Origin of the sequence: Bradyrhizobium sp. 76, from assembly GCF_023073025.1 — a bacterium.
In the GTDB taxonomy this organism is placed as follows: Bacteria; Pseudomonadota; Alphaproteobacteria; order Rhizobiales; family Xanthobacteraceae; genus Bradyrhizobium.
Genome location: NZ_JADPIS010000103.1, coordinates 275,811 through 289,902, shown reverse-complemented (window position 1 = coordinate 289,902; position 14,092 = coordinate 275,811). Strand labels below are relative to the sequence as shown.

General features: G+C 63.8%; 15 protein-coding genes and 1 tRNA gene. 10 read left to right on the top strand and 6 right to left on the bottom strand.

Going from position 1 to position 14,092, the window contains the following annotated elements; translation table 11 throughout:
- The first annotated feature begins 33 nt into the window (after window positions 1-33).
- Window positions 34-1,008, top strand: a complete 975-nt coding sequence (locus IVB48_RS27690) for a tripartite tricarboxylate transporter substrate binding protein (RefSeq protein ID WP_247404870.1) — start codon at window positions 34-36, stop codon at window positions 1,006-1,008.
- 166 nt (window positions 1,009-1,174) lie between these two features.
- Window positions 1,175-1,453, top strand: coding sequence for a DUF3551 domain-containing protein (locus tag IVB48_RS27685; protein ID WP_247404867.1), 279 nt, complete (start codon window positions 1,175-1,177; stop codon window positions 1,451-1,453).
- Between the two features lie 76 nt (window positions 1,454-1,529).
- Here IVB48_RS27685 and IVB48_RS27680 read toward each other — a convergent pair whose 3' ends face one another.
- On the bottom strand, window positions 1,530-2,774 hold the full coding sequence (locus IVB48_RS27680) for a serine protease (RefSeq protein WP_247404864.1): 1,245 nt from the start codon (window positions 2,772-2,774) through the stop codon (window positions 1,530-1,532).
- A 201-nt stretch (window positions 2,775-2,975) separates the two neighbouring features.
- On the opposite strand from IVB48_RS27680, the gene IVB48_RS27675 reads away from it, so the two are divergent.
- The 5 genes from IVB48_RS27675 (at window position 2,976) to IVB48_RS27655 (ending at window position 5,942) form a co-directional block, all read left to right on the top strand.
- Entirely contained in the window at window positions 2,976-3,593 is a 618-nt protein-coding gene (locus tag IVB48_RS27675) for a hypothetical protein (RefSeq protein WP_027566084.1), read from the top strand.
- On the top strand, window positions 3,580-3,954 hold the full coding sequence (locus IVB48_RS27670; RefSeq protein WP_007616058.1) for a transcriptional regulator: 375 nt from the start codon (window positions 3,580-3,582) through the stop codon (window positions 3,952-3,954). The genes IVB48_RS27675 and IVB48_RS27670 overlap by 14 nt, the downstream gene beginning before the upstream one ends.
- A 30-nt stretch (window positions 3,955-3,984) precedes the next feature.
- Complete coding sequence (locus IVB48_RS27665; protein ID WP_027566083.1) at window positions 3,985-4,728, top strand: di-trans,poly-cis-decaprenylcistransferase; 744 nt, start codon at window positions 3,985-3,987, stop codon at window positions 4,726-4,728.
- A gap of 122 nt (window positions 4,729-4,850) precedes the next feature.
- Window positions 4,851-5,399, top strand: coding sequence for a GNAT family N-acetyltransferase (locus tag IVB48_RS27660; protein WP_247404861.1), 549 nt, complete (start codon window positions 4,851-4,853; stop codon window positions 5,397-5,399).
- A gap of 57 nt (window positions 5,400-5,456) precedes the next feature.
- Entirely contained in the window at window positions 5,457-5,942 is a 486-nt protein-coding gene (locus tag IVB48_RS27655) for a cyclic nucleotide-binding domain-containing protein (RefSeq protein ID WP_247404858.1), read from the top strand.
- On the opposite strand, the gene IVB48_RS27650 is transcribed toward IVB48_RS27655, so the two are convergent.
- Entirely contained in the window at window positions 5,881-6,708 is an 828-nt protein-coding gene (locus IVB48_RS27650; protein WP_247404856.1) for a metallophosphoesterase family protein, read from the bottom strand. The genes IVB48_RS27655 and IVB48_RS27650 overlap by 62 nt on opposite strands.
- A gap of 219 nt (window positions 6,709-6,927) precedes the next feature.
- On the opposite strand from IVB48_RS27650, the gene IVB48_RS27645 reads away from it, so the two are divergent.
- Window positions 6,928-7,614, top strand: coding sequence for a DNA-3-methyladenine glycosylase I (locus IVB48_RS27645; protein ID WP_247404853.1), 687 nt, complete (start codon window positions 6,928-6,930; stop codon window positions 7,612-7,614).
- Between the two features lie 254 nt (window positions 7,615-7,868).
- Window positions 7,869-8,162 carry a hypothetical protein gene (locus IVB48_RS27640; protein WP_007598221.1) on the top strand — a complete coding sequence of 98 codons (294 nt, stop codon included), beginning with the start codon at window positions 7,869-7,871 and terminating at the stop codon, window positions 8,160-8,162.
- Between the two features lie 113 nt (window positions 8,163-8,275).
- Here the strand turns inward: IVB48_RS27640 and dinB are convergent, their stop codons facing one another.
- Entirely contained in the window at window positions 8,276-9,379 is a 1,104-nt protein-coding gene (gene dinB, locus IVB48_RS27635; RefSeq protein WP_247404849.1) for a DNA polymerase IV, read from the bottom strand.
- A 122-nt stretch (window positions 9,380-9,501) separates the two neighbouring features.
- On the opposite strand from dinB, the gene IVB48_RS27630 reads away from it, so the two are divergent.
- Complete coding sequence (locus IVB48_RS27630) at window positions 9,502-9,711, top strand: hypothetical protein (protein ID WP_007616043.1); 210 nt, start codon at window positions 9,502-9,504, stop codon at window positions 9,709-9,711.
- Window positions 9,712-9,762: 51 nt separating this feature from the next.
- Here the strand turns inward: IVB48_RS27630 and IVB48_RS27625 are convergent.
- The 3 genes from IVB48_RS27625 to IVB48_RS27615 form a co-directional block, all read right to left on the bottom strand.
- Window positions 9,763-9,839 (bottom strand) — tRNA-Arg (locus tag IVB48_RS27625).
- Window positions 9,840-9,913: 74 nt separating this feature from the next.
- Window positions 9,914-10,969, bottom strand: coding sequence for a diguanylate cyclase (locus IVB48_RS27620; RefSeq protein ID WP_247404845.1), 1,056 nt, complete (start codon window positions 10,967-10,969; stop codon window positions 9,914-9,916).
- 1 nt (window position 10,970) lies between these two features.
- Window positions 10,971-14,081 carry an EAL domain-containing protein gene (locus IVB48_RS27615; protein ID WP_247404842.1) on the bottom strand — a complete coding sequence of 1,037 codons (3,111 nt, stop codon included), beginning with the start codon at window positions 14,079-14,081 and terminating at the stop codon, window positions 10,971-10,973.
- Between the last annotated feature and the right edge of the window lie 11 nt (window positions 14,082-14,092).

Here is a 14,092-nt window from a genome sequence, read left to right as displayed (position 1 = left end):
CTTCAAGAACAACACGTTGGGAGAACCCTTGAGATGATCACTCGCCGTACCGCGCTGAGCCTGCTCGCCGCCAGTCCGCTTGCAGCCAGCCCGCTGTCGAAGGCCCTTGCCGCCGATTACCCGACCCATCCGGTGAAATGGGTGGTCGGTTATCCGCCGGGCGGAGCCACCGACATCCTTGCGCGGCTGATCGGTCAGCGACTGTCGGAGAAGTTCGGCCAGCAATTCGTGATCGAGAACAAGCCGGGTGCCGGCAACAATATCGCCACCGAATCGGTCGTCAACGCCGAGCCCGACGGCTACACGCTGCAACTGGTCAATCCGGCCAACTACATCAACGCCTCGCTCTACACCAACCTGAAGTTCAACTTCGTGCGCGACATCGCGCCGGTCGCCTCGTTCCAGCGTGTACCGAACGTGATGACCGTCAACAAGGACGTGCCGGCCAGGACCGTCGCCGAGTTCATCGAATACGTGAAGGCCAATCCCGGCAAGGTCAACATGGCCTCCTCCGGCAACGGCACCTCGGTGCATCTGTCCGGCGAGATGTTCATGGCGCTGACGGGCTGCAAGATGCAGCACGTGCCCTATCGCGGCGCCGCGCCCGCGATCACCGACATGCTCGGCGGCCAGGTGCAGGTGATCTTCGACAACATGCCCTCGATCATCCAGCATATCCGGTCCGGCTCGCTCCGCGCCATCGGCGTCACCACGGCGGAGCGTTCGCCGCAGCTGCCCGACGTGCCGGCGATCGGCGAGACCGTGAAGGGCTACGAGGCGAGCGCGCTGTTCGGCATGGGTGCGCCGAAGAACACGCCCAAGGAGATCATCGCCAAGCTCAACAGCGAGATCAACACGCTGATAAAGGAGCCGGACATGGCCAAGCGCCTGGTCGAGCTCGGCGGCGAGCCGCGGGCGCAGACGCCCGAGGCGTTCGGCGAGGAGATCAAGGCCGAGACCGAGAAATGGAAGAAGGTCGTCGAGTTCGCCGGCCTGAAGGTCGAGTAGCGATCTCGTGATGTCCGTGATGGAGCCCTGCCCGTTTGGCAGGGCTTTTTTCTTGCGCATCAAGGTTTCTTGCGTGTCAGCGCCCGTCGATCTGGAATAAAACGGCGTGGCGAAACCTGATGTTATATGGCGCGTATCTCGCGCTGTGAGGATAGGAGTTGGGATCATGCGCAAGACGCAATTGGCTCTGCTGGGCCTCGGCGCGACACTCCTTGCCGGCTTCTCCGCCGTCACCCCCGCCGCGGCGCACGACTATCCCTGGTGTGCCCAGGGCGGTGGGTACGAGTATCCCGGCGATTGCACCTACAGCACCTATGGACAATGTCAGGCCAGTGTGTCCGGCCGGCTCATGGCCTGCGGGCCCAATCCGCTCGTTGCCTACGGTCAATCGTCCCTGCCGCAACCGCGGCAGCCGCGGCGCACGCGTCCCGTCGCGCCGTATTGAGGAACTCGCGGTTTGACTGGCAGCCCGGATCGCCTTCGCGCCATCCGCGGCCGCGCAGACGCCGTGCGCGTTGCCGCTACCGCTTCGCCTCAGCCTGCTCCGTGCCATTGCACGAGATCAGCATCGTATACGGCCGCGCATTGCCGGCGATGTCGGTGGTCTTGATCTCGCCCTTCGGTTCGGCAGTCTGGTAGGGCACCACGGAGTTGTCGAGGAAGTCGCGCAGCGCGCCGGTCTTGATCGCGAAGTTGATGTTCTCGGGGATGTTGCCGGTCGCAGCGGCGACCCGTAATCCGTCCAGCTTTCCCGTAACGACGCCGACGATCTGCCCGGTGGTGTCGAACAGCGGGCCGCCGCTATTGCCGGGCTGCACCGGCGCACTGATTTGCAGGAAACGCGAATCGTTGCGCATGCCGCTGAGCGAGCTGACGATGCCAGTCGTCACGGTGAAATCCGAAGTCAGCAATCCATGGAAAGGAAAGCCGATCGCGACGACGGAATCGCCGGAGCGAATCGAGCGGTCGCGGATCCGGGCGAACTCCTTGAACGTGGTCGTCGACGGCGCCTGCAGCAACGCGAGATCGTTGTTGGCGTCGCTCGACACCACGCGCAAAACCATCCCGGCTTCACCCGTGAGATTGCCCCTGATGTCGCCGACGCAGCCATTGATCACATGATTATTGGTGACGACATGTCCGCTGGCACTCACGACAAAGCCCGTACCGCTTTTGGCTTTGGCGGACTTGCTGGCCGGCGGTGATGCCTGCTTGTCCGGCGCGGCCTGCGGCTTTGCCGCGATCTTCGTAAAGTCTCCGGCCTTGTTCAGGCCGTCGGCCTTCACCTTGGTGACGCAATTGGCCAATGCCGCAATCACGGGCCCGGCCGAGGTCAGGTCGAAATTCAGCACGGTGCGGCCGCTCGTCGCGACCATCAGGCTTGCCTTCTGAAACGCTCGTACCACGTTGGCAGGCATGACGGAGCTGAGCATGTTCGTCTGGTTGGCCGTGGCGAACAGTCTGGCCTGCTCCTGTCCGTCAAAGATGACGTCGATCGCGGCGTTCTCGCCCTGCTTGAAGTGGTAGCTGGGACTCGCAAAGCTCAATATCCACGAGCCCCCAGTATTCTGGCCGACGACGAGTATGACGCCGTTGGCATAAGGCGCCGTCGCGGCACAATGCGAGAAGGCTCCCGTTTCGTCATTGCTGAACGCGCCGCCAACCCAGTTGCCGATTTTGACGCTGCCGAATGGCCCGGCCGCTTGCGCAACGCTGCCAACGCTCAGCTGCAATAATGGCGCAACGATGAATGACTTAAGCCACATACTTTCCCCCGGAGCGCATTCGCGCGCATCTTATCTGTGGGAGCAGGTGTCGCGCAACCGGCAGTTGTCCGGCGAGGACCGGTGTCAAGAGGCGACGTTCGGGACTTGCCTTTACTTTGCAATCCGATATACTTTGCGATACAAAGTAGCGGGATCGATAGTCCCGGCAAGCATGGGCGGAACGAGGTTTTGGCGTTGCCAATGCGCGATCTCGACAAGGCGCTGGCTGACATCGTGGCGATCCGCAGCCAGATTGCGGCCGGCACGGCGTTCCGCGGCTACGGCCCGGCGACGATGGCGGCGACCGGTGCAGTCGCGCTTCTCACCGCAATCCTGCAATTCTGGTTGCTCGATGATCCCACCGGCGAGCCGCTCGGTTTCTTCTTCGGCTGGTTCATTGCCGCCGCGCTCTCCGGCTTGACGATCGGTATCGAGATGCGCGCACGTTCGCGCCGCCATCATTCGGGTCTCGCCGATGCGATGATCCACCAGGCCGTCGAGCAGTTCCTGCCCGCAGGCGTTGCCGGTGTTCTGCTTGCGGTAGTGATGTGGAAGTTCGCGGGCGAAACGCTGTGGTTGCTGCCCGGTCTGTGGCAGATCCTGGTGTCGCTCGGCATTTTCGCCTCCGTCCGCTCGCTGCCGCGCACCGTGGCGCTCGCCGGCGCCTGGTATTTCATGTCCGGCTTTGCGGTGGTGGTGCTCGCGAGCCAAACCCACACGCTGTCGCCCTGGACCATGGGCCTCCCCTTCGTGATCGGGCAGTCGGTGATGGCGGGCATTCTGTATTTCGCATCCGGAGACCATGATGTCGAAGATTGACAGCGCACCCTTCTCTTATGAAGGACTGGACCGCGTGATCCACGAGAAGGCGAGGCTCGGACTGCTGACCTCGCTGATGGCGCATCCGAAGGGTCTGGCGTTCGCCGATCTCAAGCAACTCTGCGGCCTCACCGACGGCAATCTCAGCCGGCATCTCGCCGTGCTCCAGGAAGCCGGCCTCGTCGAGGTGACCAAGGGCTACGAGGGCAATCGCCCGCACACGACCTGCCGCCTGACCAAGGCCGGCCGCCGCCGCTTCCTCGACTATCTCGCCGTGCTCGAACGCCTGGTGCGCGACGCCGCCAAGGCCGCCGGCCGCGAGGCGGCGCCGCTCGGCCGCCTCGGTATCGTCTCGACCTGATCCTCCCCTTTTTTGACCGGAGACTTTGCAATGCAAAGTGAACTTGTGTCCTCGCGCAACGAAAAGCTTCACGTCGGCATCATCATGGACGGCAACGGCAGATGGGCAACGCGGCGCGGCCTGTCGCGCATGCGCGGCCATGAGGCCGGCGTCGAGACGATCCGCCGCATCGTCGAAGCCGCGCCCAAGCAGGGCATCGGCACGCTGACGCTCTACGCCTTCTCGACCGACAATTGGCGAAGGCCGAAGGCCGAGGTCGCGGCGCTGATGACGCTTCTGCGGTTTTACCTCGCCAACGAGGTGCAGAGCCTGGTCAAGAACGGCGTGCGCCTCACCGTGATCGGCCGCCGCGACCGTCTGCCCGACGGCATTGCCAATGCGATTGCGCGAGCGGAAGACGCCACCGCGCACGGCAGCACGCTTCATCTGCGCATTGCGGTCGACTATTCCGCGCGCGACGCCATCCTCAACGCGGCGGCAAAGGCAGCGGCGCTGACGAGTCTCACCCGCGAGGCGTTCTCGCAGCTCGTCACCGGGGAAGCTGGTTTGCGCGACGTCGACCTCATCATCCGCACCTCGGGTGAGAAGCGGCTGTCGGACTTCCTGCTCTGGGAAGGCGCCTACGCCGAGTTGCACTTCACCGAGCGGATGTGGCCCGAATTCGACGCGGGCGATCTCGCCGCGGCCCTGGTCTCCTTCCACGGCCGCGAGCGCCGCTTTGGCGGCCTCCAGGCGATCGTGCCCGAGGAGGTGCCTTCACTCTCGCGCGTGTGACGCACGGCACCGAGGAACGAAACTGTTAGTTTTCGGCCGCAAGATTGGCAGCACCGTCCAAGCGTTAAGCGCGCGGTCTCGGCTAGGTCTGCATTCGATGCAACCTGCCGAAAGCCTCGCGGATGTCACAGTCATTGCTGGATGCCATTGTCGAGTCAGCCGAAGCCCAAGCCACGGTCCGTATCAGGCCCGCCAGCGCGTCCGACGTCGAGAGCCTCTCGATCTATTTCACGAGCCTCTCCGCGACATCGCGCAACAAGCGCTTCATGGGCGCGCGGGCGGACATTGCCGTGGTCGCGGCCGAGTGCGTCGCCAGGACCAGCCATCCCGGTCATTTCACTCTGCTCGCCGAGATCAGGCAGGAGGGGCAAGGCACGATCATCGGCGAAACCAGATACGCCTACGATGCGGCTGCGCGGCATGGTGATTTCGCCATCTCTGTTGCCGATGGCTTTCAGCGCCAGGGCGTCGGTCTCCAGATGATGACGGCGATGGAGAGGCACGCGAGCGATCTCGGTCACGAGATGATTGCAGCCGAGACCGCGCGCGCGAACGCCGAGATGCGCGGCCTTGCGAAGAAGGCCGGGTTCGAGGACACCGGTCTCGGAGACTGGCAGTCAGTCCATCTCGCCAAGCGTCTATCGCGGGTGCGCGGCTTGCCACAAATTTGAGCAAGCGCGCGACGCCGATCGTGCCCTAGTATCCCCCTGCGACGGAGCTTTGGTCGGATGCGCGCAGTTCTGAATTATTGCACCGGTGGGACGGAGCGGCAGGTTGCGGCCGGCACGCTGATCGTCGCCGAAGGCGGCACCACCGGTCATCTCTATGTGCTGATGCAGGGCAAGCTCGAAGTGCTCAAGGGCGAGATGGTGGTCGCCACGGTAACCGAGCCCGGTGCGGTGCTGGGTGAAATGTCTGTGCTGCTGGGGCAGCCGCACACTGCGACCGTACGGGCCTGCTCCGATTCCGTCGTCTACGAATTCGAGGACGCCGCCTCGTTCCTCAGGCAGGAGGCGGGCGTGGCAATTCTGATCGCCAAGATGCTGGCGCAGCGGCTCAATGTTGCCAACACCTATCTCGCCGATCTCAAGCAGCAATATGCCGGCCATGGCACGCATCTGGCCATGGTCGGCGAGGTGCTCCAGAGCATGATCAACCTGCCGCCGCTCGAGGTCTCGCCAGGTTCGGATCGGCAATCCGATCCAAGAATGTGAGCCAGTCGGGCGGCGCCTCGATCGGAGCGGCGGGCCGCTGCAGCGGCGCGCCAAGATCGATCCATTGCGCCTCGCCGGCCGCAAGCCAGAACGCCCTGTCGGCATCGAGGTCCAGCACGATGTATGTCGGCGGGCGGCCGGGTTGCAAACCGGTGTTGAAGACCCAGGTCTGGCCGAGCCGGTCGAACCACGAGCCATCGGTAATGAACGGCGATTGATGCACATGGCCCGAGATCACCATCGAGGGCTGGTACTGCATGATCCATTGCACCAGCTCGACGTCGCCGAAGAAACGCTTGCCGCCCCAGCTCGTCGGTGAATTCGCCGGCGGCGCGTGATGGATCCAGATCCAGCGCTGCGGCCGGCCGGCCGCGGCGGCGGCGAGCTGCGCGACGAGGCGTTGCTTGACCAGCGGCCCATCCCACCATGGGCACACCGTGAACAGCGTCTCGCCGACGGTGAGGCTGTCACCGTCGCAGGCAATCCCCAACTCGCGCACCTCCGAGATCCAGCGCGAGATCTTTTCGCCTTCCGCATTGCGCTCGTCGAGGTCGTGATTGCCGGAGCAGAGGATCACGCGGGTCTTCGCGGCGAGCAGGGCGAGGTACTTCTTCACCACCACGATCTGCGCGCGAAAATCCACCATCGAGCCGATGTCGAGCGCATCGCCGGCGAAGATCACGAGGTCGAATTGCGGAGCGGCGCTGACGAGCCAGTCGAGCTGAGGCAGCGAATAGTGCAGGTCGGCCACGACCAGGCAGCGCATCGGAAATCCAGGGGTGAGACGTCAAAATGCTCAGGGATTGCAAAATATCTGAACGCAAGAAGCAGACCAGCCGCATCTCTCGCCAATTCAATGCGGGCAGTATGCTGCGGCGCATCCGCGGGTGCAAGTATCGAAGCGTCGCCGGGCTGGACCGGATCATCGAATGCTGATGTCGTGGCGTATCCTCAACAACTCCTGTCCCCAACAGCTCGTCTTCCCATGACCGCCTTCAAGACCATTCGTGCGCGCGCCGAAAAACGCAAGGGCGGGCCCAAGGCGCTCGAAAAGCTGATGCCCGGAAAGCCCGACCTGAAGGGCCTCGCCAAACGCGGCGACGACCGTATCCTCGCGGAGATGACGAAGCGTGTGTTTTGTGCCGGCTTTGCCTGGAGCGTGATCGAGACGAAATGGGAGGGGTTCGAAGACGCCTTCCTGCGTTTCCAGCCGGCCAAGCTCACCTTCCAGCCCGAGGATTATTGGGAGGGCCTGATGCGCGACGCGCGCATCGTGCGCAACGGTGCCAAGATCATGTCGGTGCGCGACAACGCGGCCTTCGTCCAGGAGATCGCAAAAGGCCACGGCAGCTTCGGCAGGTTTCTGACGAAGTGGCCGCCGTCGGACCAGATCGGCCTGCTCGATCTCCTGAGCAAGCGCGGCAGCCGGTTGGGTGGCAATACCGGCCAGATGCTGCTGCGGTTCGTCGGCTGGGACGGCTTTGGGACGTCCAGGGACGTCGTGGCGTGCCTGCGCGATGCCGGTCTCGATATCGCCGAAGAGGTCAAGTCGAAGGGCGATCTGGCAAAAGTGCAGGCGCAGTTCAACGCCTGGGCCGAGGAGACCGGACTGTCCTACACATATCTGTCACGCATCTGCGCGCTGTCGGTTGGCGAGAACAGAAGCGAGTAGCGAATTCGGCTCTTGGAATTCAGCTCTTGGAATTCAGCTTGGAATTCGGCTCTTGGGATGTCGAATCATGTGCATCTCGTGGCGATCTGGTGCCGCAAGCGCGGCAGACGCGTCGCGCGATCACGAAATGCATTTCTCCGGAACATTTGTGCGCAGCACCTGTTCGGGAGATTGGGCCAGGCGAACATAGGCGCAGGGAACGCTCGCTTTGGCTCAGCTCAATGAAACCGACGTGACAAAAAACGGAGCAGCTCATGAAGCTCACATCCGAACAGGTGAAGCAGACCGTCAACCAGCTCGGCGCTCAGGTGCTGCCCGACGAGCATCCCGCCATGCCGCAGCTCAACAGCATGTTCGGCGAGCACACTTTCTTCGTCGATGAGACCGGGCTGAAGGTCGTCGAGCCTACGGCGCCCCCCGGCACCGAGCGCCAGAGCGGCGAAGTCGTCAGCCTCGCCGATTGGGGCGATTCCGAGCTGACACGCCTGATGGCGCACGAGCCCGAGCCGACCGGCGTGATCGTGGTGTTCGAACACGTGAGGCATTGATCGGGCCCAGCGGATCGACCTTCGGCGGCGAGTCTGAAAATCAGCCACCGTAGATTCGCGTGGCGAGCGCTCTACGTGGCTGTCTGCGTCCGCCGAAAGCCCGTCAGTTTGGTTCAGATTGCGAGAGTCAGCTGCGGCGGCTCCGCATCGTTCCCGGCCTGGAGGGACGACAGCGAGACCCCCAGCAGCCTGACGCTCTTGGGCAGCGGCATCTCGACTTCGAGCAGGCCGCAAGCCAGCCGCTCAAGATCGTCCCGGCCTGCAATCGGCGAAAGAGCGGACCTGCTGCGCGTGATGATCTCGAAGTCGGCAAACTTGATCTTCAAGGTGACGGTGCGGCCACGGCTGCCCGTCGCCTCGCAATGGCGCCACACCTTGTCGACCAGCGGCTTGAGCTCGAGGACCAGCGCGTCGAATTCGGTGAGGTCGCTTGAGAACGTCGTCTCCGCGCCGATGGACTTGCGGACCCGGTTGGCCCGGACCGGCCGTTCGTCGACACCGCGCGAGATCCAGTAGTAATAGGCGCCCGACTTGCCGAAATTGGCATTCATGAACTCCAGCGTCTGACGACGAATATCGAGACCGGTGAACATGCCGAGCGCGTTCATCTTCGCGCCCGTGGCCGGGCCTATCCCATGGAATTTTCCGACGGGCAGGGTCTCGACGAAGGCGGGTCCCATCTCCGGTGAGATCACGAACTGACCGTTGGGCTTGCGGTGATCGGAGGCGAGCTTGGCCAGAAATTTATTGTAGGAGATGCCGGCCGAAGCGTTGAGGCCCGTCTCGGCCTTGATCCTCTCGCGGATCTTGAGTGCGATGTCGCGCGCCAGCGGGATGCCTTGCAGGTTTTCGGTCACGTCGAGATAGGCCTCATCGAGCGACAAGGGCTCGACGATCGGGGTATGCTCCGCGAAGATGTCGCGGATCTGCCTAGAGATTGCCTTGTAGACCTCGAAGCGCGGTTTGACGAAGACCAGATCGGGACATTGCCGCTTCGCCGTCACCGATGGCATGGCGGAGCGAACGCCGAACTGGCGGGCCTCATAGCTGGCGGCCGCGACGACGCCACGTTCCGCGGAGCCTCCGACCGCGACGGGCTTGCCGCGCAGGTCCGGATTGTCGCGCTGTTCCACGGACGCGTAGAAGGCATCCATGTCGATATGGATGATCTTGCGGACGGGCGAGGCCTCGCCGGCCACCGTGTCGGATTCGCTCATGGAAAGATGATACAATTGAGGGATTAGAAGCGCGAGGTGATGTGTGATTCACCGAGCAATCTCAGGCTTGTGAGTAGCAAGCATGGGCATGCGATCTAATATGAGGTCGCGGAGGACAGCCCATGCAATACAGCTCCGAACTCATTCGAACGATGCGTCAGGCGCTGGAGGCCGTGATGGCCAGCGTGCCGCCCGATCAGTCGGTCTTCGGCCTGAAGGCGGCCGTCGCCGAATGCATCCTGAAGGCGGCCGCACACGGCCAGACGTCGTACGATGGCCTGGTCACGTCGGCTTCCGACCAGGTCCAGGCGATCATCTCGATGCTGACTTGAGCGTAGGCGCGCGCTGAGCAGGCGATGACCCCAGCCTGCATTGGAAGAGACTGGCGCACCCGACACGATTCGAACGTGTGACCTTTGCCTTCGGAGGGCAACGCTCTATCCAGCTGAGCTACGGGTGCTAGTCGAGGTTCATTTAGCCGATTGGCGGGGGGCGGGCAACCGCTTCCGCCGTCTCCTGCCAGGCTGATTTGGGCTAGGCTGATTTACGGCCCGCGCTGCCAGGAACCGGGACGCCGTCCCGCCCGAGCTTGGCGAACTCGGCGAGCAGCCGTTCGGCACACATGATGCGGTTGCGGCCGAGCCGTTTGGCCGCATAGAGCGCCTCGTCCGCCGCGCCCAGCAGCCGGTCGGGGCTGTCGTCGGTTTCGTCCGGAATGTGGCTGGCGACGCCGACACTCAGGGTGACATGGTCACCGGCCCCGATGGCGCCGTGGGTGACCCGCAAGGCCATCACGGCGCAGCGGATCTCGTCGGCGATGACGCAGGCGGCATCGCAATCCATGTCCGGCAGGATCAGCGCGAATTCCTCGCCTCCATACCGGCTGGCGAGATCGAGCGGGCGCACGGCATGCCGGCTGACGACGGACGCGACCGCGCGCAGGCATTCGTCGCCGCTCTGGTGCCCGTGGCGGTCGTTGAACAGCTTGAAATGATCGACGTCGACGAACAGCAGCGCCATCGGCTTCTGCGTCCGCTGGGCGCGGGCCCATTCGCTCATCAGCATCTGGTCGAACGCGCGACGGTTCGACAGGCCGGTCAGCCCGTCCTTGGTGGCAAGCTCCTTCAGGGCCATCTCGGCGCGCTTCTGGTCGGTGAGGTCGCGCAGCGTCTCCACCACCGCAATCAGATGGCCGGCTTCGTCGTGGATCGGGCCGGCGTCGATGGCGAGATAGAGCTGGCTGCCGAGCTTCGGCATCACGCACCAGTTCTCGGCACTGAAGCCGAGCCCGTTATGGCCGCGCGCGCCATACTCCGAATAGAACTCCGGAAGCTGTTCAGGGCGGTCGAGCGCGACAAGGTCGGCGAGGCAAGGGCGCCTGGTCTCGTAGAACGCCTGCCAGTGCTTATTGGTGCCGATCACCTCGGAGGCGGCAACGCCGGTCAGCCGCTCGCAGGCTCTGTTCCAGATCACGACGCGGCGCTTGGGGTCGATCACGAAGGTCGGCACCACCAGATGCTGCATCAGCCGCACGGCATAGGAATCCGCAACGTCGACTGTCTTGGTTGACGTTTTCCCCGGCTTCGCCATGTCAGGCCACCGCCGCCACCGGCAAGGTATGGCTCGGGCCGAACAGCTTCCGCACTTCGCTGGCCGGCTTCGGTCTGCTGAAAAGATAACCCTGCATCTCCGTGCAGCCGAGCGCGCGCAGCATCTCGCGCTGCGCCTCGGTCTCCACGCCCTCCGCGACCGTGGTCATGTTGCTGGCGGCGGCGATGTTCACCACCGCCTGCACGATCACGGGCGCGCCGCTCGTCTCGGCGATATCGGCGACGAAGCAGCGGTCGATCTTGATCTTGTCGAACGGAAAGCGCTTCAGATAGCTGAGCGAGGAGTAGCCGGTGCCGAAATCGTCGAGCGCGATGCGCACGCCGATGGCGCGGAGCTGGTGCAAGATCGAGAGCGCCGCCTCGTCGTCGCGGATCAGCACGGCCTCGGTGATCTCGAGCTCGAGCCGGCACGGGGCAAGTCCGGAATCCGCGAGCGCGCCGGCGATCCGCAGTGCCAGCGTGTCGCATTTGAGCTGTACCGGCGAGACATTGACCGCGACGCGCACATGCGCCGGCCAGGTCGCGGCCTCGTTGCAGGCCATGCGCAGCACCCAGTCGCCGAGCTCGTTGATCAGGCCGGTGTCCTCGGCAATCGGGATGAACTCCGCCGGCGACACCATGCCGCGCTCGGGATGCCGCCAGCGCAGCAGCGCCTCGCAACCCGTGACATCGTTAGTGCGCAGGTCGACCAGCGGCTGATAGTGGATATCGAAGCCGCCGTTCACCAGGGCCTGGCGCAGATCCTGCTCCAGGCTCAGGCGCGCCTTGGCGCTCGCATCCATCTCCGGCTCGAAGAAGCGGTGGGTGCGGCGTCCCTCGGCCTTGGCGCCGTACATCGCGAGGTCGGCATTCTTGATGAGCTGGTCGAGATCGGTGCCGTCCTGCGGCGCCATCGCGATGCCGATGCTGGCGTCGGTCGAGAGCTGATGACCGAAGCAATGATAGGGCCGGCGGATCGCCTCGAAGATTCGCGTCACGAATGACACCACGTTGGCGGACGACTCGATCCCGGTCTGGATCACCGCGAATTCGTCGCCGCCGAGCCGCGCGATCAGGTCGCCCTGTCCGAGGCAGCCGCGGATGCGGGCCGCGATTCCCTTCAACAGTTCGTCGCCGACGTGATGACCGAGCGAATCGTTGATGCCTTTGAATTCGTCGACGTCGATATAGAGTAGCGCGAACTGGCTGCCGCCGCCGACCTTCTCAAGTTCGCGCTCGATCTGCTCGCGGAATAGCGTCCGGTTCGGCAGGTCGGTGAGCGCATCGTAATGCGCCATATGCGCGATCTTCTCGTCGGCGCGCCGCCGTTCGGTGACATCCTCGACGACGTTGATGAGGTAACGCGGCTCGCCGGATTCGTCGCGGATTCGGATCCGGGTCGAGGTGATGTAGCGTAGCCCCTTGGCCTGGCTCTGCCAGGCATGTTCGTCCTTGAACAATCCCTCGGCCGCCTTCAGCGCCTTGCTGTCGTCGTCGGTGACGACCCTGGCGGTAGCTTCCGGGTACATGTCGAACGGAGTCTTGCCGACGATGTGATCACCTGATTGGCCGAATTGCTCTTCGGCGGTCCGGTTGACCAGCAGATATCGCCGCGTTTGAGCATCCTTCACCGTGATCTGCGACGGGATGTGATCGATGATCTCGCGCAGGAACATGTAATTGCGGTCGCGTTCCTGCTCCAGCTTGCGGCGCTCGGTGATATCTTCGATCGTGGCCACCCATCCGCCCTGCGCGAGCGGAGTGTTGATGACCTGAAAGGCGCGGCCACTCGGCAAGTGATGGCTTCTGGTGGAGACCGTGCCTTCCGCGACGATCCTCATGACTTCGGCGCAAAATGCCTCGACATCGCCGTCGAACGCGCCGCGCTCCTTGCGATGATACATCGCCTCGCGGATGTGACAGCCGGGCTTGATGACATCGTGAGAGAGGCCGAACATGTCGGCGTAGCGGCGGTTGCAGGTGACGATGTAGCCGGCGGCGTCGTACAGGATCAGCCCCTGCGACATGTTGTTCAGGGCGGTGTCGAGCCGGCCCCGCTCCGCTTCCAGCCGCTGCTGCGCCTCGCGGTTCTGCCGGTTGATCTGGCGAACGATCAGGAACAGGATCAGCGCAATCACTGAGGCCGAAAGCGCGGCGGTGGTGACCATGAAACCGGTCTGCTGCCGCCAGTCGGCCAGCGCGGAGCTCGTGGTGTTGGTCGCGACGATGACCAGCGGGAAATGCGAAAGCGAGGCCCCGGAGCCGAGGCGATCCTCGCCGTCGATCGGGCCCTTGACGCGCAGGGTGTGCCGGCCGCCTTCGGCCAGCATCTTGCGCATCAGCGGCGCGTCCTTGAAGTCCCTGCCGATCAGCTCTTCGACATGCGGATAGCGCGACAGCATCTTGCCATTGCGGTCGAACAGCGAAATCGCCGTGCCCTCCGCAAGCGCAACGGATGCGAAATAGTTCTGATAGCTGTCCGGATCGATCCGGCGGACCATCGTGCCGAAGAAGCTGCCGTCCACGCCGTTCAGCCGGCGCGCGACGACCGTGGTCCATTTGCCGATGATGAAGCTGCGAACCGACTCCAGAATCACTGGTTCGGCCATCGGATTCGATTTGAAGGTCTGAAAATAGGCGCGCGAGGAGACGTTGATCTTGGGCAGCGGCTGGGCCCGCGACCAGTTGATCAGTTCGCCGTCGGCATCGTAGATCGCGATGTCGCCGAGGTAAGACACGGAGCTGATCTTGCTCCGCAGCATCTGGTTCGTCGCAGGTCCGGACATGCGCTCGCGGAACATCGCGGCCGAACTGATCTCCGGCAAATTCATCTGCCCGATCACGTCGGCGGCGACGACGTCGGAATCTTCAAATTGCTGATCGAAGTGCCGCGCGATCAGCTGCACCGTATTTTCCAGCTCGCGCTCGCGGTTGGCCAGGGTACGTTCGCGAAATTCGCCGACGGCCATGGCGGTCACCGCGAAGATCCCCGCGACCAGCAACACGCCGCACAAAGTGAGCCACAGCACCGGTCCGCGCCGAATCGCTGCCTCCCAGCCGTGCTTCGCGGCTAGGAACATTCCGGCTGCAATCCTTGCAAAGACCTGGCGCATTCCCCCTCCCT